This window comes from Siccibacter colletis (assembly GCF_000696575.1).
Taxonomy (GTDB): Bacteria; Pseudomonadota; Gammaproteobacteria; order Enterobacterales; family Enterobacteriaceae; genus Siccibacter; species Siccibacter colletis.
In genome coordinates this window covers 1-19,381 of sequence record NZ_JMSQ01000022.1, presented here as the reverse complement: position 1 = coordinate 19,381, position 19,381 = coordinate 1, and the positions used below count along the sequence as shown (strand labels likewise).

Below are 19,381 nucleotides of genomic sequence, written 5' to 3'. Positions count from 1 at the left end.
CATCGCGGCGGGAATTTTTTATCAGAAGCGGTAACCCGCTGAGAACATAAACACGAACGGGTCGATGCGGGTGCTGATATTCTGCTGCTCGCCGCTGGCTTTGAATTTCACCTCGGTGTCGATGTCCATGTACCAGAGAGACATGTTGATCAGCCAGTCCTGATTCACCCTGTAGTCCAGCCCCACCTGCCCTGCAGCCCCCCAGGAATCTTTGACGCTCAGATCGGTCAGGCCTGCGGCATCCCCGGTTTTGTTGAAGTCAGCATCAAAGAACGTGGTGTAGTTGATGCCCGCGCCGATATACGGACGCAGTTTGCTGGTCGACTCGCCAAAGTACCACTGAGCCATCAGCGTGGGCGGCAGCTGACGCACGGTAGCCAGATCGCCGGTTGGCCCCAGACCCACTTTATGACGGAACGGCGTTGCCGCCAGCAGCTCGATACCGACGTTATCCGTTGCCATATACGTGAACGTTAAACCGAGCTGGGTATCGTTATTGACTTTGAAGCCGCCCATGCCCAGCACGTTGTCAGAACCTTCGCTCGGGCGCACCGTCGCCGTGCCGGCACGCATGAAGAAATCCCCTGCTTCATGCGCAGATGCCACGCCCGAAACACAACCCGTTGCAAGTAACAGCGCCACTGTCAGCTTTTTCATTTCCGTTCCCTTTTTGTGGTTTTATTGGCGCGTTGAATATACTCACATCGAGGTAAAAATGGATCGCGCGCAGATCACATTTAACCCTCTGATTTAACATTCATTGATCCAGATTAATTTTTGCATTTACAGACGAAACAGCCTCTTTGCGCTTAAATCAAATTTGCTTCCGCTCTGTTACAAAAAATTGCCTGCGCCCCTACTTGAAAACCCGTCAGCCGCTGGATAATTTACCCGCTTCACCATTTCACATTGATGCGTTGTTAAGTTGCAGGTGGCGTGTATGAGCGTGTTGAATCCGTGTATGTCGTGCGGAGCCTGTTGTGCCTATTTTCGTGTCTCTTTTTACTGGGCTGAAGGCGATGATGCCGGCGGCCTTGTCCCGGCGGCGCTTACCGAGCCGCTTACCCCTTTTCTTCGCTGTATGAGCGGCACCAATCAGAAAGTGAGCCGCTGCGTGGCGCTTAGCGGTACGCCCGGCATCAGCGTCAGCTGTTCGATCTATGAAAACCGGCCGTCACCGTGCCGCGACTTCGCGATGTCGGGCGAAAATGGCATTGCCAATGACGCCTGTAACCGGGCGCGGGGGCATCATGGCTTGCCCCCGCTCGAACTGCCGTCACCGCTCCTGCGCAGCGCCTGAATACGACCAATAAAACAGCGCAAAGACAGGGATATACACCGCTTTACACCCGGATGCTGCCACTGTGCAGCCATCCAGGGTACAATCGGCGGCAAATTACTACCTGCATCATTCAAGGAGCGTGCATGACTATCACGGCAAAATCCGTTTACCGTGACACGGGGAATTTCTTTCGCAATCAGTTTATGACCATTGCGCTGATTGCTTTACTTTGTGCATTTATTACGGTGGTGATTGGGCATGTCTTTGCGCCAACCGATGAGCAGATGGCGGTGCTCTCGCAGGGCGATAATCTGACGGGCAGCGTTGGGCTGTTTGATCTGGTACAGAATATGACGCCGGAGCAGCAGCAGGTGTTGCTGCGCGCTTCAGCGGCAGCAACCTTTTCGGGCCTGTTCGGCAATGCGATTCTGGCAGGCGGCATTCTGATGCTGCTGCAGATGGTTTCTGCCGGGAAACGTATCAGCGCCCTGCATGCGATTGGCACCGCTGCGCCGAAACTGCCGTGGCTGTTTATTCAGTTCTTCCTCACCACTCTGCTGGTGCAGATGGGGATCATGCTGTTCCTGGTGCCCGGCGTGCTGCTGGCCATCGTACTGGCGTTCGCACCGGTATTGCTGGTAGTTGAAAATCAGGGCGTGTTCAGCGCGATGCGCAACAGTATGCGTCTTGCCTGGGCCAACATGCGCCTGGTCGCGCCGGCCATCGTGGCATGGCTGATTGCCAAAACGGTACTGCTGCTGCTGGCATCACGCTTTGCTGCGCTGACGCCGGAAGTGGGTGCGGTGGTGGCGAACACCCTCAACTACCTGTTCTCCGCGCTGCTGCTGGTGTATCTCTTCCGCCTGTATACGCTGATCCGCGCTTAACCTTATTCGGCCCGGCGCTTGCCCGGGCCTGCAACGGAACCGATTATGAAGCAGTTTCTCGATTTCTTACCGCTGATTGTCTTTTTTGCTTTTTATAAGCTCTACGATATTTATGCCGGTACCGCAGCCCTGATTGTCGCCACGGCACTGGTGCTGATTTACAGCTGGTTCAGATACCGCAAAGTCGAAAAAATGGCGCTGATCACCTTTATTCTGGTTGCGGTATTTGGTGGCCTGACGCTGTTCTTCCACAACGACGAATTTATTAAGTGGAAGGTTACGGTGATTTACGGCCTGTTTGCCGGCGCCCTGCTGATTAGCCAGTGGGTAATGGGCAAGCCGCTTATTCAGCAGATGTTGGGTAAAGAACTGCATCTGCCGGAGAAGGTATGGTCTCGCCTGAATATCGCCTGGGCGCTGTTCTTTATCGTATGCGGTCTGGCGAATATCTATATCGCGTTCTGGCTGCCGCAGAATATCTGGGTCAATTTTAAAGTATTTGGTCTGACCGGGCTGACGCTGGTCTTCACCCTGCTCAGTGGTGTCTATATCTACCGTCATCTTCCGCAGGAAGAGAAATAGTTTCCGCTGCGTCATTGCCTGTTAGCGCCTCACGCTGACACGGATCTAATAAGCACGCCTCGCCCATCGCGAGGCGTGCTTTTTTTTGGGCGAGACGCTGAGAAATCAGGATGATAAGATTCCCCGGATCAATTATGGCGGTATCTCAATGCTCAAATTATTTGCAAAATATTTTTCGGTTGGTGTGCTTAATACCGCGGTTCACTGGCTGGTTTTCACCGCCTGCCTGTATGGATTCCACATCCGCCAGGCCAGCGCCAACCTGATTGCCTTTTGTGTAGCCGTGAGCCTGTCCTACTACCTGAATGCCCGTTTCACTTTCAGGGCACCAGCTACTACAATGCGCTACGTACTATTTGTTGGGTTTATGGGATTGCTCAGCTTTACCATCGGCTGGATTGCGGACTTTACGGCACTTCCGCCGTTACTCACGCTGATAACGTTCTCCGCTGTGAGTCTGATATGCGGTTTTTTCTATTCAAAACTCGTCGTTTTCAGGGATAACAAATGAAAGTCTCTCTTGTGGTGCCAGTGCTGAATGAGGAAGAGGCGATACCGGTTTTTTATAAAACCGTCAGAGCGTTTACCGAACTTCAGCAATATGAGATCGAGATCGTATTTGTGAACGACGGCAGCACGGATGCCTCAGAATCCATTCTCGATGCCCTCGCCGTTTCCGACCCGTTGCTGGTGGTGCTCACCTTTACACGCAATTTTGGTAAAGAGGCAGCCCTGTTTGCCGGGCTGGAATACGCCACCGGTGATGTGGTCATTCCTATTGATGTGGATCTCCAGGATCCCATCGAGGTTATTCCCCATCTGATTCAAAAATGGCAGCAAGGTGCCGATATGGTGCTGGCTAAACGTTCCGATCGCTCAACGGACGGGCGCCTGAAGCGAAAAACTGCCGAATGGTTTTATAAGCTGCACAATAAAATTAGCTCGCCCAAAATTGAAGAAAATGTCGGTGACTTCCGGCTTATGAGTCGTGAGGTGGTGGAAAATATTAAGCTGATGCCGGAAAAAAACCTTTTTATGAAAGGTATTTTATCCTGGGTTGGCGGTAAAACCGACGTTGTCGAATATGTGCGCTCTGAGCGCGTGGCGGGAACATCAAAATTCAACGGCTGGAAATTGTGGAATCTGGCGCTGGAGGGAATCACGTCATTTTCTACTTTCCCGCTGCGGATCTGGACCTATCTTGGTGCTGTTGTCGCGCTGCTCTCTTTCTCATATGGGGCATGGATGATTATCGATAAGCTGGTATGGGGAAATCAGGTCAGAGGCTATCCGTCGTTAATGGTTTCGATCCTGTTTCTGGGAAGTATTCAACTTATCGGCATTGGGGTTCTTGGAGAATATATTGGTCGTATTTACACCGAAACCAAAATGCGCCCGCGCTATTTAATCAAAAAGCAGAATAAGCATTAATTCCCTCTATGGACAAACCATGATTATGTCTAAGAAGTTTATGCCTTTACTTTTATTGTTGGCTTTTTCACTGGTGTTTATCATTGAATGGTATACCCCAATCCACTCTGACGACTATCGCTACTCGCTATTAGGTCTGTCGTTCGAGAAGCATTTCCATCATTACATGACCTGGAGCGGTCGCGTGGTCGCTGACTATGTCAGTACGCTGATCCTGGCGTTGAATTCGCGCTTTTTTTATGCATTCATCACCGGGCTGGTAGTCATCGCATTCTGCTTTTTGGTTGTTAAAACCCCGTCGCGTTCGTTCAGGCTGCATAAAAACGACGTACTACTGTTTCCGCTGATCTTTCTGACCTACTGGATTTCAAACCCTAACATCGGACAGACCACCTTCTGGATTGTGGGCAGCGCAAACTATCTATGGACGAACCTGTTTGTCGCCGCGTGGATATGGGGTATGTATCGGATCTGCGTCGAAAATATCACTGCCACAAAGTGGTATATGGTGGCGCTGAGTCTGTTTTCCGGCTGCTCGACGGAAAGCATCGGCCCCTTTGTGGTCGCATTAGCCGCGCTGGCCGTGGTCTATAATGCCTGGTTCCATAAAACGGTTATTCTGAGCAAGCTGCTTTACCTTTGCGCCTCGATCGCGGGCGCCCTGGTATTAATTTTCTCGCCCGGTAACTTTATTCGCGCCAGCGGTGAAACCCATCAGGTGTGGTATCAGAAGCCGCTTACCGAGCGAATTGCCTATCACTTAACTGAACGCTTCTTCAGCCATCAGGCACTCATCTGGATTGGCTGGGTGGTGCTGGTGCTGCTTGGCATACTGGCGTTTGTTTGTATCAAACGCAACGTCACGCTGAGCAGAGTAAAAACCGTGATGATGTGGCTCATGGTGTGCGTGGGGATCGGTACGTCGCTCATTATGTTCGCTTCGCCGACCTATCCCGACCGGGTGATGAATGGCACCTTTATGTTTCTTCTGTTCGCCATTGCGTTTCTCGCCAGCAATTTACTCGATACCGGGCAGCGCGTAGCGAATCGCGGCGTCGCCGCTATTGTGCTGATTCTTGTTGGCGTATTTATCTGGTCATATACCCTGATGCTGACCGCGTATAAGCGGGTCTGGCAACAGGATCAGGTACGGCTGCAAATTATTGCGCATGAAATCGCCGGGCAGCAGCGCGTATTTACCATTCCGGACTTCCACTTCAGCAAATTACAAAACAGCGGCGGGCATTTCGGGTTCTTCCACGATCCGCTGGTGTATGGCGAATATTTTGGCGCGGAAAATATCGACAAGGTTAAGGTTGGCTTTGATTATTCAGTGTTGGCCACAGGAAATAAGCAGATCCTGAACGACGCTGTTACTGCATGGTTTAATGCTGATGGCGATATTATATTGGTCAGCGATGCGCCCGTTGAAAGTACGGTAGAGATTAGCAGCGACAGTAAGCGTTATACCCTGCCCGTCGCGCAGTTTAAACAGGCAACGATCAATCAGGCATACTGGTATTATCATTCCGTGCCGGATAAAACCATAAAAGCCATTGCGCTTGTACCCTGAATTTTAGTTATGTCCTGCCCGCATCAAGCCAGACTGCAAGGTCTGGCTTTTTTATTCGCTTCGCGCTGATATCGGTGTGTGAGAAACCCGATAATCATAGTAGCATCCTCCTGATGCCCCTTTTTGCATGAGACAGCAATGACAATAACAAACGAAACTCCGCAGGGAGAACTGGTTCTGCGCACGCTGGCGATGCCTGCTGATACCAATGCTAACGGCGATATCTTTGGCGGCTGGCTGATGTCGCAGATGGATATGGGCGGGGCCATTCTGGCAAAAGAGATTGCGCATGGTCGCGTGGTAACGGTACGCGTGGACGGAATGACGTTTCTGCGCCCGGTCGCGGTGGGTGACGTGGTGTGCTGCTATGCGCGCTGCGTTAAACGCGGAATTACCTCGGTGACCATCAATGTGGAAGTGTGGGTGAAGAAAGTGTCGTCCGAACCGCTCGGGCAGCGCTACCGTGCCACCGAAGCAATTTTTGTTTACGTCGCAGTCGATCCGGAAGGTAAACCGCGCCCCCTTCCGGTGGCTGAGTGATAAAAAAATCTCCCTGACGGGAGATTTTTTTTATTCCATTTTCGCGCCGCCGTTCATGCGGAACACAATATTCACCACCAGCCCTTTGCCGGGCTTACCGGGTTCATAGCGCCATTTGCGCATCGCCGATTTCACTTCGCGATCGAACATGTTGGCTGGTTTGGCGGAGAGCACTTCAATGTTCTCGACGCTGCCATCGGCGGTGACATCAAAACGCACGCGCACGTTCCCTTCCATGCGCAGCGCATAGGCGCGGCTCGGGTACTGTGGCTGGTTACGGCTCAGGGCACGCGGGCCAGACGGGGCGCTGACGGCCGGTGCGGCAGTTGCCGGACGCGGCGCCGGTCGCGCCGGAGCGTTGTTCTCAAACGGTGAGGCCGGACGCGGCTCAGGTCGGGTTTCGCGCTTCGGCTGCTCGACCTTTTTCTCCGGCTTTGGTTTCGGCTTTGGTTTTGGCTTCGGTTTGGGTTCCGGCTTATGGATCACCACCGGCGCCTCTTTTGGCGGCTCGGGAACCGGCTCGGGTTCCGGTTCTGGCTCAGGCTCGACCACCGGCTCCGGCTCAACCACCTGCGGCTGCGGCGGTTCGAGATCGGCCGGGGCGACCAGCGTGACGGAAACGGGCTCAGCAGGCGCTGGCAGTTCAACAACCTGATGTACCGACGTATAAAGCAGGCCCGCCACGACGGCACCGTGGATCCCCACTGAGAGCAGCGCAGGCCATGGAAAGCGGCGAGGTAAATCAAGGGTCATTGAAGTCATAATCGTTTCAGTGATCAAAAGAGACCTGAATTTTAAATGCAAATAGCAATCATATTCAACAACGGCATGCCCTTTCGCCCTGAAAAAGCGCGAATACTTACAGGGTTTCTCCGGTTTGTAACATTCAGATTATCTTTTCATTGCAGGCTGTTACGTATTCACTTACCGTATTTTCACCTTTGCTTACTCTCAGGAGCTATACCGTGCTTTATGTGATTTACGCTGAAGATGTTGCTGATTCGCTCGAAAAACGACAGTCCGTGCGTCCTGCGCACCTCGCTCGCCTGCAGCTGCTGCGCGACGAGGGCCGCCTGCTCACCGCCGGTCCGATGCCTGCTGTGGACAGTAACGATCCGGGGGCGGCGGGTTTCACCGGCTCTACCGTGATTGCAGAGTTTACATCGCTGGAAGAGGCGCAGGCCTGGGCTGAAGCCGATCCGTACATCGCGGCGGGCGTGTATAAAACGGTGCAGGTAAAGCCGTACAAGAAAGTATTTTGATGCGGGACAGGATGTCGGCAAGGCGTTAAAAAAATTATCGGGCACCGCGTTGGTGCCCGTTCTGCGCTCAATTGATCTGACTTGCGAACAACAGGGAGTGACGTTGACGATTCACGATACATTTTCTGATAGCGTGGATACGCATATTGCGTCGAGACTGTGCCTCAAGCCAGCGCGCTTTTCGTCGCTGAGACTGACGCAACATCCGCCAGCGCCCAACTTCCGTTCGACTACGCCTCATTTTTTACGACTCATAACTAAAACAGAAAGCAGATTATACCCCTTAACCACGATGCCGTAGTGCTTTTTCTGTCAGGATATGGTCGGCGGACCAAAATAACGCATACACTCATAACAACAGGCAATCAAAAGGATTTTTTTACGCTATGACGACCTTCTACACGCTGGTGAGTTGGCTGGTCATTCTGGGTTACTGGCTGATGATCGCCGGCGTCACGCTGCGCATATTGATGAAGCGCCGCGCGGTGCCTTCCGCCATGGCCTGGCTGCTGATTATTTATATTCTGCCGCTGGTGGGTGTGATTGCCTATCTGTCGCTCGGAGAGCTGCACCTTGGTAAACGCCGCGCCGAACGTGCGCGGGCGATGTGGCCCTCCACCGCCAAATGGCTTAACGATCTCAAAGCCTGCAAGCATATCTTCGCCGAAGAGAACAGCGCAGTCGCCAGCAGCCTGTTTCAGCTGTGCGAGCGTCGCCAGGGCATTGCCGGGGTGAAAGGCAACCAGCTTCAGCTGTTGACCAGCTCCGATGACGTGATGCAGGCGCTGATCCGCGATATACAGCTGGCGCGTCATAACATTGAGATGGTGTTTTACATCTGGCATCCCGGCGGCATGGCGGACCAGGTCGCCGAATCGCTGATGGCCGCCGCACGCCGCGGGGTGCACTGCCGTCTGATGCTTGACTCCGCCGGCAGCGTCGATTTCTTCCGCAGCCCGTGGGCGGCGATGATGCGCAACGCCGGCGTGGAAGTGGTTGAGGCGCTCAAGGTGAATCTGATGCGCGTATTCCTGCGCCGCATGGATCTGCGCCAGCACCGTAAAATGATAATGATTGATAACTACATCGCCTATACCGGCAGCATGAACATGGTCGATCCGCGCTACTTCAAGCAGGATGCCGGCGTCGGCCAATGGGTGGACCTGATGGCGCGTATGGAAGGTCCGGTCGCCACGGCAATGGGCATCGTCTACTCCTGCGACTGGGAAATCGAGACCGGTAAACGCCTGCTCCCCCCCGCGCCAGACGCCAACATTATGCCGTTCGAAGAAGCCAGCGGGCACACTATCCACACCATCGCCTCCGGGCCGGGTTTTCCTGAAGATCTGATCCATCAGGCGCTGCTGACCTCGGTGTACGCAGCGCGTAACTACCTGATCATGACCACGCCCTACTTTGTGCCGAGCGATGATCTGCTGCATGCCATCTGCACCGCCGCGCAGCGCGGGGTTGATGTCAGCATTATTCTGCCGCGCAAGAACGACTCGCTGCTGGTGGGCTGGGCGAGCCGGGCATTCTTCAGCGAATTGCTGGCGGCCGGGGTGAAAATTTACCAGTTTGAAGGCGGCCTGCTGCACACCAAAAGCGTGCTGGTGGATGGCGAACTGAGCCTGGTGGGCACGGTAAATCTCGACATGCGCAGCCTGTGGCTCAATTTCGAAATCACGCTGGTGATCGATGACGTCGGTTTCGGTGCCGATCTGGCCGCGGTGCAGGACGATTATATCTCCCGCTCGCGCTTGCTGGATGCGCGCCTGTGGGTAAAACGCCCCCTGTGGCAGCGCATCACCGAGCGACTGTTTTACTTCTTCAGCCCGTTGCTGTAAAACGTGCCCAACCTCTCTCTATTACGGGTAGTAACAATGGAAATGGATCTGAATAACCGCCTGACGGAAGATGAAACCCTCGAACAGGCCTACGATATTTTCCTTGAGCTGGCAGCGGATAATCTCGATCCGGCAGATATCATTCTGTTTAACCTGCAGTTTGAAGAGCGTGGCGGTGCCGAGCTGTTTGATCCGTCCGAAGAGTGGCTGGAGCATGTCGATTACGATCTGAATCCGGATTTCTTTGCTGAAGTGGTGATTGGGCTGGCGGACGAAGAAGGCGGTGAGCTGAACGACGTCTTCGCCCGGGTGCTGCTGTGCCGCGACAAAGATCACAAGCTGTGCCACATTCTGTGGCGTGAGTAAGACGGTGCGGCTGCGGCCGCCCTATCTTTTCAGCCGCGGCAACGCCGCACCGCAATGATGGCAATAGATCGCATCCAGTTTATGATCTGCCGTGCGGCAGTGTATACAACGACGCGCTTGTCGTCTTCGCTGGAGATTTTCCGTCATCTGTGAACTCAAAATCCCGGTCGGGATAGCAATCACCGAGTAGCCAATCAATATCAATAAAGATGCCACTACCCGCCCGGCAGCGGTATGGGGTGTCAAATCGCCATAACCCACCGTCGTTACGGTTACCACCGCCCAGTATACCGAGGCGCCCAGACTGTCGAAACCGTTCTCCCCGCCCTCAATGCCGTACATCAGCGCACCTGCAACCACCATCACAATCGCGATAAAAGCATAAAACAGAATCAGCTGATGTCGGGCGTTACTTACCGCCTCGCCCACCAGCCTGAGGGAAGGCATAAAACGCAGCAGCTTGAGGATGCGTAGCGCACGCACGGCACGCATTGCCCGCCAGATAAACAGATAGCTGACAGCAATTTCTGGCCACAGCCAGTAGACGTAGAGCGGAAGCAGTGTGGCAAGATCGAGTATCCCCCAGAAGCTGAACGCGTAACGTGCCGGCTCGGGAGAAAGCACCAGGCGCAGCAAATATTCGAGGGTGAAAAACAGCGTGAATGCTATCTCTATGCCCAGCCAGAGGCCCGGATGAGGCGGCGCAGGGGCGTGACGCGTCATCAAAGCGGATTCGAAAAACACCACGATAACGCTTAACAGCGCCATCAGGCCGCAGAAAGCCTCCACGCGCCGGGCGCTGCGGGTGCGCTGGTCAAACAGCAGATGAAACAGATGGCGACGGCGTAATGTAATCCCTGACACGGTAAACCTCGCAAAAAAAGGGGCTGGCATCATGCCAGCCCCTGCGATTATAGCGGGTCAACCTTAAGACACGAAACCGCGTGTCGGAAGCTGCCCTCCAGCACCGGCCGCGTTTTCGCGCATTCCGGGCCAGCAATCGGACAGCGGGTACGGAACACGCAGCCCGACGGCGGATTGATTGGCGAAGGCAGTTCCCCTTCCAGCAGCTGAATGGTTTTGTTCTTCTCCAGATCCGGGTCCGGGATCGGCACCGCCGACATCAGCGCGCGGGTATAAGGGTGCAGCGGGTTGTGATACACCTCATCATAGGTGCCCAGCTCCACCGCATGACCCAGATACATCACCAGCACGCGGTCGGAGATGTGTTTCACCACCGCCAGATCGTGGGCGATAAAGATCAGCGACAGCCCCATCTCGCGCTGCAGCTTCTGCAGCAGGTTCACCACCTGCGCCTGAATCGACACGTCCAGCGCCGACACCGGCTCATCACAGATGATCAGCTTCGGCTCAAGGATCAGTGCGCGCGCGATCCCGATACGCTGACACTGACCGCCGGAGAACTCGTGCGGATAGCGGTTGATCAGGTTAGGCAGCAGGCCCACCTTCATCATCATCGCTTTCACCCGGTCCTTCACTTCCTGACGCGGCATGTTGGGATGATAGGTGCGCAGCGGCTCGGCGATAATGTCGCCGATATTCATACGCGGGTTCAAAGACGCCAGCGGATCCTGGAAAATCATCTGGATATCGCTGCGCACGTTGCGCCACTCGTCCGGTTTCATGCCAAGCAGATCTTTGCCAAGCCAGGCGACTTTGCCGTCGGTGGCTTTCACCAGGCCGATAATGGCACGGGCAAAAGTCGATTTACCGCAGCCCGATTCGCCGACCACGCCGAGGGTTTCCCCTTCGTACAGGCGCAGCGTCACGCCGTCGACCGCTTTCAGGGTTTTAGGCGGCTGCCAGAACCACTGTTTGCCATCTTTGATGTCGAAATGCACTTTCAGATCGGCAATTTCGAGCAGTACTTTTCTCTCTTCCGCTACGGTCGTCATACTAATTCCTCCACCGGCTTGAAGCAGGCGCGCAGGCGGCCAGGAGCGAACTCCTCCAGCGGCGGCGTGCTGTTACAGATCTCCATCGCGTAAGGGCAACGCGGCTGGAACGGGCAGCCTTTTGGCAGGCGCAGTAGATTTGGCGGGTTGCCCGGGATGGTCAGCAGCGACTCCCCTTCAGCATCGAGACGCGGCACCGCATTCAGCAGGCCGATAGAGTACGGCTGTGCCGGATGGTAGAACACGTCGCGTGCCTGGCCGTACTCCATGGTACGTCCGGCATACATCACCAGCACCTTGTCGCAGATCCCGGCCACCACGCCGAGGTCGTGGGTGATCATGATGATGGCGGTATTGAATTCGCGCTTGAGCTCGTTGAGCAGGGTCATGATTTGCGCCTGAACGGTCACGTCCAGCGCGGTGGTTGGCTCATCGGCAATCAGCAGCTTCGGCCGGCACAGCAGCGCCATCGCAATCATCACGCGCTGGCGCATACCACCTGAGAACTCGTGCGGGTACATGCGCATACGCTTACGCGCTTCGGGCATTTTTACCGCATCCAGCATGCGTACCGACTCTTCAAAGGCGGCAGCTTTGCCAAGCCCTTTGTGCAGCATCAGCACTTCCATCAGCTGCTCGCCCACGCGCATATACGGGTTGAGCGAGGTCATCGGGTCCTGGAAAATCATCGAGATCTGCTCGGCGCGCAGCTTATTCAGCTCCGCCTCAGGCAGATTGAGAATTTCGCGCCCGTTGAAGGTGGCCGAACCGCCGATGCGACCGTTAGCCGCCAGCAGCCCCATCAGAGCAAACGCGGTCTGGGATTTACCCGAGCCGGACTCACCGACAATGCCCAGCGTCTCACCGGCGCGCAGGCTGAAGTTGAGGTCGTTTACCGCGGTCACATCCCCGTCCGGGGTGCCGAAGGTAACACGGAGGTCTTTTACTTCCAGCAGTGCCTCACGCTGTGCCGGCGCAACGGCGGCCGGGGCGATATCAATCGTACTCATTGCGGCACTCCTTAACGATCTTTCGGGTCGAGGGCATCACGCAGGCCATCGCCGATAAAGTTGAAACAGAACAGGGTAATCACCAGGAAACCTGCCGGGAACAGCAGCAGCCACGGCGAGACTTCCATTGAGTTAGCGCCGTCGCTGAGCAGTGCGCCCCAGCTGCTTAACGGCTCCTGGGTGCCCAGGCCGAGGAAGCTCAGGAAAGATTCGAACAGGATCATGCTCGGCACCAGCAGCGAGGCGTAAACCACTACCACACCCAGCACGTTCGGCACGATGTGACGCACCACGATACTGGCGGTAGAAACGCCGCCCACCTGGGCTGCTTCGATAAACTCTTTACGCTTCAGGCTGAGCGTCTGGCCGCGCACGATACGCGCCATGTCGAGCCATGACACCATGCCGATTGCCACGAAGATCAGCAGGATGTTCTGACCAAAGAAGGTCACCAGCAGGATCACGAAGAACATGAACGGGAAGGAGTTCAGGATCTCCAGCAAACGCATCATCACCGAGTCCACTTTGCCGCCCAGATAGCCGGAGAGCGATCCGTAGAGCGTGCCGAGAATCACTGCCACAAACGCCGCCGCAACGCCGACCATCAGCGAGATACGGCCGCCAATGGCCACGCGCACCAGCAGATCGCGCCCCGAGGAGTCGGTACCAAAGTAGTGCCCGGACTCCATATCCGGCGCGCTGGACATCATGCCCCAGTCGGTATCGTCATAGGTAAACTGCGCCAGCATCGGCGCGAAGGTAACGAACAGGGCAATAAGCGCCAGCACAATCAGGCTCGCAACCGCGGCACGGTTGTGCATAAAGCGGCGACGCGCGTCCTGCCACAGGCTGCGTCCCTCAACTTCCAGCTTCTCGCTGAAGCTCTCCAGCGCCTCGCTGTTTTTCTTACTCAACATCATGGGGACTCCAGCCTTAGTAGCGAATTTTCGGGTCGATTACGGCATACAGCACATCGACAATCGCGTTAAATACGATGGTCAGGGCACCTACCAGAATGGTGAGGCTCAGCACCAGGGAATAGTCACGGTTCAGCGCGCCGTTAACGAACAGCTGACCGATACCCGGCAGACCGTAGATGGTTTCGATGACCATCGAGCCGGTGATAATGCCGACAAACGCCGGCCCCATATAAGAGAGCACCGGTAACAGCGCCGGTTTCAGGGCGTGGCGCATGATGATGCGGCGCATCGGCAACCCTTTCGCGCGGGCGGTACGAATAAAGTTAGAGTGCAGCACTTCGATCATCGAGCCGCGGGTGATACGCGCGATGCTGGCGATATAGGCCAGTGAGAGCGCCACCATCGGCAGGATCATGTACTGGATCGCCCCGCCGTTCCAGCCGCCGCCCGGCAGCCACCTCAGCGTAATGGCGAAGATCATCACCAGCAACGGCGCGACCACGAAGCTGGGTATTACCACCCCGGTCATCGCAATCCCCATCACGGTGAAGTCCCATTTGCTGTTCTGGTTCAGCGCGGCGACAACGCCTGCGGTAACGCCAAGCACCACAGCGAGGAAGAACGCGGCGGCACCGAGCTTCGCGGAAACCGGGAAACTGGACGCGACCAGGTCGTTTACCGAATAATCTTTATATTTGAATGACGGTCCAAAATCACCGTGCGCCAGCTGTTTCAGGTAACTGAAGTACTGGGTCATGATCGGATCGTTTAAATGGTATTTGGCTTCGATATTCGCCATCACTTCCGGCGGCAACGCACGTTCACCGGTGAACGGACTCCCGGGGGCGAGGCGCATCATGAAGAAGGAGATTGTTATAAGAATAAACAGCGTCGGAATCGCTTCCAGACAGCGACGTAAAATAAATTTCAACATTGCCCGTACCTTCTGGCGTGTGTCATATACGCAATATAAAAAGAGCCTGTGCCGTATGGCGTGAGGCTCCGGGACACAGCGGGGTAAAAGTGCTTACCCCGCGTATTGCCATTAATGTTTGATAATATACAAGTTTTTAACCGAGATATTATCCATCGGGTCTTTACCGGTATAACCACCCACCCACGGTTTCACCAGACGGGCGTTGACGTAGTAGTAAACCGGTACGATCGCAGAGTCTTTGTCCAGTTGCTCTTCCGCTTTCTGATACAGCGCGGTGCGCTCCGCTTCATCGGTCACTTTCAGCGTGTCGGAAACCAGCTTGTCGTAGGTTTCGCTCTTATAGTGCGCGGTGTTATTGGAGCTGTCAGAGAGCAGCATATTCAGGAAGGAGGTCGGCTCGTTGTAGTCCGCACACCAGCCGGCACGCGCCACGTCGAAGTTCCCCTGATGACGGGTATCCAGGAAGGTTTTCCACTCCTGGTTTTCGAGCTTCACGTTCACGCCGAGGTTTTTCTTCCAGATAGAAGAGACGGCGATCGCCAGTTTCTTGTGCAGATCGGAAGTGTTATACAGCAGGTCGAAGGTCAGCGGCTTGTCAGCCGTGTAGCCCGCTTCCGCCAGCAGTTTTTTCGCTTCGGCGTTACGCTGTTCCTGGGTCATTTTGAACCAGGCCGGTTCGGTCAGTTTGGCACCGTCGGTGTACGGCGGGGTGAAGCTGTAAGCCGGCAGGTCGCCCTGGTTTTTCACCTTATTAACGATAATGTCACGGTCCAGACCCAGTTTCAGGGCAGCACGCACGCGCGGATCGTTAAATGGCGGCTTCTGGTTGTTAATTTCGTAATAGTAGGTGCACAGATACGGGTCTACGTGCACTTCCTGCGGGATCTCTTTTTTCAGCTTCTGGAACAGTTCAATCGGCATGTTGTTGTAGGTCATGTCGATTTCGCCGCTGCGGTAGCGGTTAACGTCAGTCACTTCAGAAGAGATCGGCAGATAGGTCACCTGGTTGATAACGGTTTTCGCGTTATCCCAGTAATTGGTGTTGCGCTCAAGCACGATACGCTCGTTCACCACCCAGCTTTTCAGCTTGTAGGCGCCGTTAGAAACGAGGTTTGCAGGCTGCGTCCACTTCTCACCGAATTTTTCCACCACGGCTTTAGGCACCGGGGACATGGAAGAGTGCACCAGCAGCTTGTAGAAATAAGGAACTGGCTCGCTCAGGGTGACTTCCAGCGTGTGGTCGTCAATGGCTTTTACGCCGAGTCCGGTGGCCGGTTTTTTACCGGCGATGATGTCATCGATATTCGCGATATGGCCGTACTGCAGATAGCTTTCGTACGGGGACGCGGTGTTTGGATCGGCCAGACGCTGCCAGCTGTAGACGAAGTCCTGGGCCGTTACCGGCTCGCCGTTAGACCATTTCGCATCTTTACGCAGCTGGAACGTCCAGACTTTAAAATCTTTGTTTTCCCATTTTTCAGCCACGCCCGCGCTCGGGTGACCGTCAACATCCGTGACCAGCAGGCCTTCAAACAGGTCGCGGTTGATGTTGGATTCCGGTACGCCTTCGATTTTATGCGGGTCGAGAGACTGAACTTCAGAGCCATTGTTACGGACCAGCGTTTGCTTTTCTGCCAGCTGAACGCCTGCCGGTACGTTAGCAGCCATTGCCACGTTACCCGCCATTAGCGCAGAAAAAACACCCGCTGCAACCAGACTTTTTTTTGTGATGATGGACATTGTGTTGATACTCCACTCATTATAATTACTGGCCTGAGCCAGCCTGTTTTTCCCGTGAGGGTCCTGTACAGCGCAGGAGCGATTCGCGTCTGCCAGGATTTATTTACTGCTGCTATCACCGACTTTATTTTTACTGGCCGCTCATCCGGCGACCTTGACGTCGATTCTTTGACGACCCTCCCCTGTTCTGAAGGTCGTTATCTGATGTATTAACCGCATGTGTTTAATGATTTCGCCGGGAAATCATTTTGCTTTTACGGGCGATTCATAGCGTTTTGTCTGGCCGGAAAGTATCAAAAGCATCTTTCCTGCGCCAATACATTTTGCAAATTTGTTAAGCGTTTCTCTTTTGGCGGGGCATGAGCCGCAACACTGGCGGGACAGACAAACATGAAGCGCTGGCAAATACATTACAAGTCAGAGGCTTGTGCGTTTTTAGTGCCAGGCAGGACGACATGATATGCGCTGAGCTTGCTATCCACAAAAATTTAACAACTGGTCGTTTTTTAGCACATTCCTCTGCGGGAAGGTTGAAAGTACTAATATCATCTCAGTAATGTTGCAGCAAGCCCCACAGTCAGATGTTAAGAAAATAACAGACCGATCGCGTTAATTATGAACAGAACCACCATACACTCATCGCTAACGTCATGAAATAAAATTAGATTATCAGAAATTCGGTTTTGTTATGCTTCAGACAATTTTCAGCAATGGTTATACGTTTTGCTGATAGTAATAAAAAAGGAGCCATCAGGCTCCCGCTTTCATATGAAATGGCTCTAACTCACCAGACCGGGAAATATCGATTTGATTCCGGTCACAATAAACTCTATGCCCAGCGCCATCAACAGCAGGCCCATGATACGCGTAATAACGTTGATACCCGTCTGGCCGAGCCAGCGCACCAGCCAGGGCGCCATGCGGAATACGCCCCAGCAGCAGAGCGCGAACAGGGCAATGGCAATGGAAAACCCGAGCAAATGCGCCCAGCTGTGGTAGCGCGTGCCCCAGACAATAGTGGAGCTGATGGCACCCGGGCCAGCCATTAAAGGAAGCGCCAGGGGAACCACCCCGATGCTTTCGCGAATTGCGGTTTCTGATTTTTCCTGCTTGTTTTGCTTATCTTCCCCGAGTTTTCCGCTAATCATTGACATGGCGATGGTCACAACCAGTATCCCACCAGCAATGCGAAACGAGTCGATGGAAATGCCAAAGATCTGCAGGATCGCATCGCCTAAAAACAGCGAGGTCCAGAGAATAATGGCCACCGAGACGTTGGCCGTCAGGTTAGTTTTATTTCTCGCAGGAGGCGTCTGATAACTGGTCATACTGATAAACACCGGAATAATGCCTACCGGGTTAACCAGTGCGAAAAGGCCAATAAAGAATTTAAAATACACTGCAAAATCGAACAGCGAATGTGTCACGGGATAGCTCCGCAAATAAATAATGCACAGGCCGGCGTAATGTAATGTAAAAACCCCACTGACGCCATGCCATTTACCAGCACGGACTTCTGACAAAATCTAATCGTGCGGAATATTCCCCGCGTGTTAGATAATTGTTGTGTTTATGATAGTTTTAATTTTGCGCATTGTGACCACCTCTTTAATCAATTGAAACAAATTAACAAACTTCGGTGCTGAATGGTGTCAGCATCGATCTAAATTGATTTAGATCACAAAATGACTACTCAGATATGAGTAGAGTTGTGTTGCCGCCAGGGAGTAACCGCAGGCTCGGGTTGATGTTCAGGCAAGGCTCTTTTAGTAAATCAGCGGAATACATGCGCAAATTGTCATTTTTAACGTGCAATGTCGCTCACACGCCGGCTGTTTCATGGTGACTATACTGTCCGACTGAACGGCTGATTTACTAAAAGAGTTTAACATTATCAGGAGAGCATTATGGCTGTTACTAATGTCGCTGAACTTAACGCACTTGTAGAGCGTGTAAAAAAAGCCCAGCGTGAATATGCCAACTTCACCCAAGAACAGGTTGATAAAATCTTCCGCGCCGCCGCTCTGGCTGCCGCAGATGCTCGTATCCCTCTCGCTAAAATGGCCGTTGCCGAATCTGGCATGGGTATCGTCGAAGACAAAGTGATTAAAAACCACTTCGCCTCTGAATATATCTACAACGCCTATAAAGATGAGAAAACCTGTGGTGTGTTATCTGAAGATGACACCTTCGGCACTATCACCATCGCTGAACCAATCGGTATTATCTGCGGTATCGTTCCGACCACTAACCCAACGTCCACCGCCATCTTCAAATCACTGATTAGCCTGAAAACCCGCAACGCTATTATTTTCTCGCCGCATCCGCGTGCAAAAGATGCTACCAACAAAGCCGCTGATATCGTGCTGCAGGCAGCTATCGCCGCTGGTGCGCCGAAAGATCTGATCGGCTGGATCGATCAGCCTTCGGTTGAACTGTCTAACGCTCTGATGCATCACCCGGACATCAACCTCATCCTTGCCACTGGTGGCCCGGGCATGGTGAAAGCGGCCTATAGCTCCGGTAAACCCGCCATCGGTGTGGGCGCAGGTAACACCCCGGTCGTTATCGATGAAACCGCTGATATTAAGCGTGCTGTGGCGTCTATCCTGATGTCCAAAACCTTTGATAACGGTGTGATCTGTGCTTCTGAACAGTCAGTTATCGTGGTTGACTCCGTCTACGACGCCGTTCGCGAGCGCTTCGCCAGCCACGGTGGCTATCTGCTGCAGGGCCAGGAGCTGAAAGCCGTTCAGGATATCATCCTGAAAAACGGTGCGCTCAATGCCGGTATCGTAGGGCAGCCTGCGGCGAAAATTGCTGAGCTGGCCGGTTTCACCGTGCCATCCACCACCAAAATTCTCATTGGTGAAGTTAAACTGGTGGATGAGAGCGAGCCGTTTGCACACGAAAAACTCTCCCCTACTCTCGCTATGTATCGCGCCAAAGACTTTGATAATGCGGTAGAAAAAGCGGAGAAACTGGTGGCAATGGGCGGTATCGGTCACACATCCTGTCTCTACACTGACCAGGACAACCAGCCGGAACGCGTCGCTTACTTTGGTCAGATGATGAAAACCGCGCGTAT

21 protein-coding genes are annotated in these 19,381 nt (G+C 53.9%); 11 read left to right on the top strand and 10 right to left on the bottom strand.

What is annotated here, in order from left to right; genetic code table 11:
* Window positions 1-21 precede the first annotated feature (21 nt).
* Window positions 22-657: an outer membrane protein OmpW gene (gene ompW / locus ET34_RS0117025; RefSeq protein ID WP_031524063.1), complete on the bottom strand. Its 636-nt coding sequence runs from the start codon at window positions 655-657 to the stop codon at window positions 22-24.
* Between the two features lie 283 nt (window positions 658-940).
* Between ompW and ET34_RS0117020 the strand changes: the two genes are divergently transcribed.
* The 7 genes from ET34_RS0117020 to yciA all read left to right on the top strand — a co-directional run bounded on the left by ET34_RS0117020 (window position 941) and on the right by yciA (window position 6,295).
* Window positions 941-1,300, top strand: a complete 360-nt coding sequence (locus tag ET34_RS0117020) for a YkgJ family cysteine cluster protein (RefSeq protein WP_031524062.1) — start codon at window positions 941-943, stop codon at window positions 1,298-1,300.
* Window positions 1,301-1,425: 125 nt separating this feature from the next.
* Complete coding sequence (locus ET34_RS0117015; RefSeq protein WP_031524061.1) at window positions 1,426-2,169, top strand: YciC family protein; 744 nt, start codon at window positions 1,426-1,428, stop codon at window positions 2,167-2,169.
* Between the two features lie 45 nt (window positions 2,170-2,214).
* Window positions 2,215-2,751: a septation protein A gene (locus ET34_RS0117010; protein WP_031524060.1), complete on the top strand. Its 537-nt coding sequence runs from the start codon at window positions 2,215-2,217 to the stop codon at window positions 2,749-2,751.
* A gap of 148 nt (window positions 2,752-2,899) precedes the next feature.
* Complete coding sequence (locus tag ET34_RS0117005) at window positions 2,900-3,262, top strand: GtrA family protein (protein ID WP_031524059.1); 363 nt, start codon at window positions 2,900-2,902, stop codon at window positions 3,260-3,262.
* Window positions 3,259-4,182: a glycosyltransferase family 2 protein gene (locus ET34_RS0117000; protein WP_031524057.1), complete on the top strand. Its 924-nt coding sequence runs from the start codon at window positions 3,259-3,261 to the stop codon at window positions 4,180-4,182. Before ET34_RS0117005 ends, ET34_RS0117000 begins: the two co-directional genes overlap by 4 nt.
* Before the next feature lie 40 nt (window positions 4,183-4,222).
* Window positions 4,223-5,755 carry a DUF6056 family protein gene (locus ET34_RS0116995; protein WP_236633894.1) on the top strand — a complete coding sequence of 511 codons (1,533 nt, stop codon included), beginning with the start codon at window positions 4,223-4,225 and terminating at the stop codon, window positions 5,753-5,755.
* Window positions 5,756-5,893: 138 nt separating this feature from the next.
* Entirely contained in the window at window positions 5,894-6,295 is a 402-nt protein-coding gene (gene yciA / locus ET34_RS0116990) for an acyl-CoA thioester hydrolase YciA (RefSeq protein ID WP_031524053.1), read from the top strand.
* Window positions 6,296-6,325: 30 nt separating this feature from the next.
* Here yciA and tonB read toward each other — a convergent pair whose 3' ends face one another.
* On the bottom strand, window positions 6,326-7,048 hold the full coding sequence (tonB, locus tag ET34_RS0116985) for a TonB system transport protein TonB (RefSeq protein WP_031524052.1): 723 nt from the start codon (window positions 7,046-7,048) through the stop codon (window positions 6,326-6,328).
* Between the two features lie 212 nt (window positions 7,049-7,260).
* On the opposite strand from tonB, the gene ET34_RS0116980 reads away from it, so the two are divergent.
* The gene (locus ET34_RS0116980) at window positions 7,261-7,557 is read left to right on the top strand and encodes a YciI family protein (RefSeq protein ID WP_031524050.1); all 297 of its coding nucleotides are present in this window, start codon (window positions 7,261-7,263) and stop codon (window positions 7,555-7,557) included.
* Window positions 7,558-7,624: 67 nt separating this feature from the next.
* Here ET34_RS0116980 and ET34_RS22605 read toward each other — a convergent pair whose 3' ends face one another.
* Window positions 7,625-7,798, bottom strand: coding sequence for a YciY family protein (locus ET34_RS22605; protein ID WP_152548411.1), 174 nt, complete (start codon window positions 7,796-7,798; stop codon window positions 7,625-7,627).
* 145 nt (window positions 7,799-7,943) lie between these two features.
* On the opposite strand from ET34_RS22605, the gene cls reads away from it, so the two are divergent.
* Window positions 7,944-9,404, top strand: a complete 1,461-nt coding sequence (gene cls, locus ET34_RS0116975) for a cardiolipin synthase (protein WP_031524048.1) — start codon at window positions 7,944-7,946, stop codon at window positions 9,402-9,404.
* Window positions 9,405-9,440: 36 nt separating this feature from the next.
* Window positions 9,441-9,770: an HI1450 family dsDNA-mimic protein gene (locus ET34_RS0116970; protein ID WP_031524046.1), complete on the top strand. Its 330-nt coding sequence runs from the start codon at window positions 9,441-9,443 to the stop codon at window positions 9,768-9,770.
* 21 nt (window positions 9,771-9,791) lie between these two features.
* Here the strand turns inward: ET34_RS0116970 and ET34_RS0116965 are convergent, their stop codons facing one another.
* From ET34_RS0116965 to ET34_RS0116935, 7 genes are all read right to left on the bottom strand, one after another.
* Window positions 9,792-10,664, bottom strand: a complete 873-nt coding sequence (locus ET34_RS0116965) for an ion transporter (protein WP_035891664.1) — start codon at window positions 10,662-10,664, stop codon at window positions 9,792-9,794.
* 17 nt (window positions 10,665-10,681) lie between these two features.
* A complete protein-coding gene (gene oppF, locus ET34_RS0116960; protein WP_031524042.1) occupies window positions 10,682-11,686 on the bottom strand; it encodes a murein tripeptide/oligopeptide ABC transporter ATP-binding protein OppF in 1,005 nt (334 codons plus the stop codon).
* Complete coding sequence (oppD, locus tag ET34_RS0116955) at window positions 11,683-12,696, bottom strand: ABC transporter ATP-binding protein (RefSeq protein WP_031524041.1); 1,014 nt, start codon at window positions 12,694-12,696, stop codon at window positions 11,683-11,685. The genes oppF and oppD overlap by 4 nt, the downstream gene beginning before the upstream one ends.
* An 11-nt stretch (window positions 12,697-12,707) precedes the next feature.
* On the bottom strand, window positions 12,708-13,616 hold the full coding sequence (gene oppC / locus ET34_RS0116950) for an oligopeptide ABC transporter permease OppC (protein ID WP_031524039.1): 909 nt from the start codon (window positions 13,614-13,616) through the stop codon (window positions 12,708-12,710).
* A 13-nt stretch (window positions 13,617-13,629) separates the two neighbouring features.
* Window positions 13,630-14,550, bottom strand: a complete 921-nt coding sequence (gene oppB / locus ET34_RS0116945; RefSeq protein WP_031524037.1) for an oligopeptide ABC transporter permease OppB — start codon at window positions 14,548-14,550, stop codon at window positions 13,630-13,632.
* Window positions 14,551-14,661: 111 nt separating this feature from the next.
* Entirely contained in the window at window positions 14,662-16,293 is a 1,632-nt protein-coding gene (gene oppA / locus ET34_RS0116940; protein ID WP_031524035.1) for an oligopeptide ABC transporter substrate-binding protein OppA, read from the bottom strand.
* A gap of 779 nt (window positions 16,294-17,072) precedes the next feature.
* Window positions 17,073-17,720 carry a YchE family NAAT transporter gene (locus ET34_RS0116935; protein WP_031524033.1) on the bottom strand — a complete coding sequence of 216 codons (648 nt, stop codon included), beginning with the start codon at window positions 17,718-17,720 and terminating at the stop codon, window positions 17,073-17,075.
* Between the two features lie 480 nt (window positions 17,721-18,200).
* Between ET34_RS0116935 and ET34_RS0116930 the strand changes: the two genes are divergently transcribed.
* Window positions 18,201-19,381 (top strand): aldehyde dehydrogenase family protein (locus tag ET34_RS0116930; protein WP_031524032.1); only part of this gene is annotated, 1,181 nt, incomplete at its 3' end.

What these genes read in the sequence shown, in the direction of transcription:
- cls (WP_031524048.1), top strand. Translation starts at nt 7,944, where the DNA reads ATGACGACCTTCTACACGCTGGTGAGTTGGCTGGTCATTCTGGGTTAC.
- ET34_RS22605 (WP_152548411.1), bottom strand. Translation starts at nt 7,798, where the DNA reads ATGAGGCGTAGTCGAACGGAAGTTGGGCGCTGGCGGATGTTGCGTCAG.
- oppF (WP_031524042.1), bottom strand. Translation starts at nt 11,686, where the DNA reads ATGACGACCGTAGCGGAAGAGAGAAAAGTACTGCTCGAAATTGCCGAT.
- ET34_RS0116995 (WP_236633894.1), top strand. Translation starts at nt 4,223, where the DNA reads ATGCCTTTACTTTTATTGTTGGCTTTTTCACTGGTGTTTATCATTGAA.
- ET34_RS0117010 (WP_031524060.1), top strand. Translation starts at nt 2,215, where the DNA reads ATGAAGCAGTTTCTCGATTTCTTACCGCTGATTGTCTTTTTTGCTTTT.
- ET34_RS0117000 (WP_031524057.1), top strand. Translation starts at nt 3,259, where the DNA reads ATGAAAGTCTCTCTTGTGGTGCCAGTGCTGAATGAGGAAGAGGCGATA.
- oppC (WP_031524039.1), bottom strand. Translation starts at nt 13,616, where the DNA reads ATGATGTTGAGTAAGAAAAACAGCGAGGCGCTGGAGAGCTTCAGCGAG.
- ompW (WP_031524063.1), bottom strand. Translation starts at nt 657, where the DNA reads ATGAAAAAGCTGACAGTGGCGCTGTTACTTGCAACGGGTTGTGTTTCG.
- oppA (WP_031524035.1), bottom strand. Translation starts at nt 16,293, where the DNA reads ATGTCCATCATCACAAAAAAAAGTCTGGTTGCAGCGGGTGTTTTTTCT.
- tonB (WP_031524052.1), bottom strand. Translation starts at nt 7,048, where the DNA reads ATGACCCTTGATTTACCTCGCCGCTTTCCATGGCCTGCGCTGCTCTCA.
- ET34_RS0117015 (WP_031524061.1), top strand. Translation starts at nt 1,426, where the DNA reads ATGACTATCACGGCAAAATCCGTTTACCGTGACACGGGGAATTTCTTT.
- ET34_RS0116965 (WP_035891664.1), bottom strand. Translation starts at nt 10,664, where the DNA reads ATGCCAGCCCCTTTTTTTGCGAGGTTTACCGTGTCAGGGATTACATTA.
- ET34_RS0116970 (WP_031524046.1), top strand. Translation starts at nt 9,441, where the DNA reads ATGGAAATGGATCTGAATAACCGCCTGACGGAAGATGAAACCCTCGAA.
- ET34_RS0117005 (WP_031524059.1), top strand. Translation starts at nt 2,900, where the DNA reads ATGCTCAAATTATTTGCAAAATATTTTTCGGTTGGTGTGCTTAATACC.
- oppB (WP_031524037.1), bottom strand. Translation starts at nt 14,550, where the DNA reads ATGTTGAAATTTATTTTACGTCGCTGTCTGGAAGCGATTCCGACGCTG.
- yciA (WP_031524053.1), top strand. Translation starts at nt 5,894, where the DNA reads ATGACAATAACAAACGAAACTCCGCAGGGAGAACTGGTTCTGCGCACG.
- ET34_RS0117020 (WP_031524062.1), top strand. Translation starts at nt 941, where the DNA reads ATGAGCGTGTTGAATCCGTGTATGTCGTGCGGAGCCTGTTGTGCCTAT.
- oppD (WP_031524041.1), bottom strand. Translation starts at nt 12,696, where the DNA reads ATGAGTACGATTGATATCGCCCCGGCCGCCGTTGCGCCGGCACAGCGT.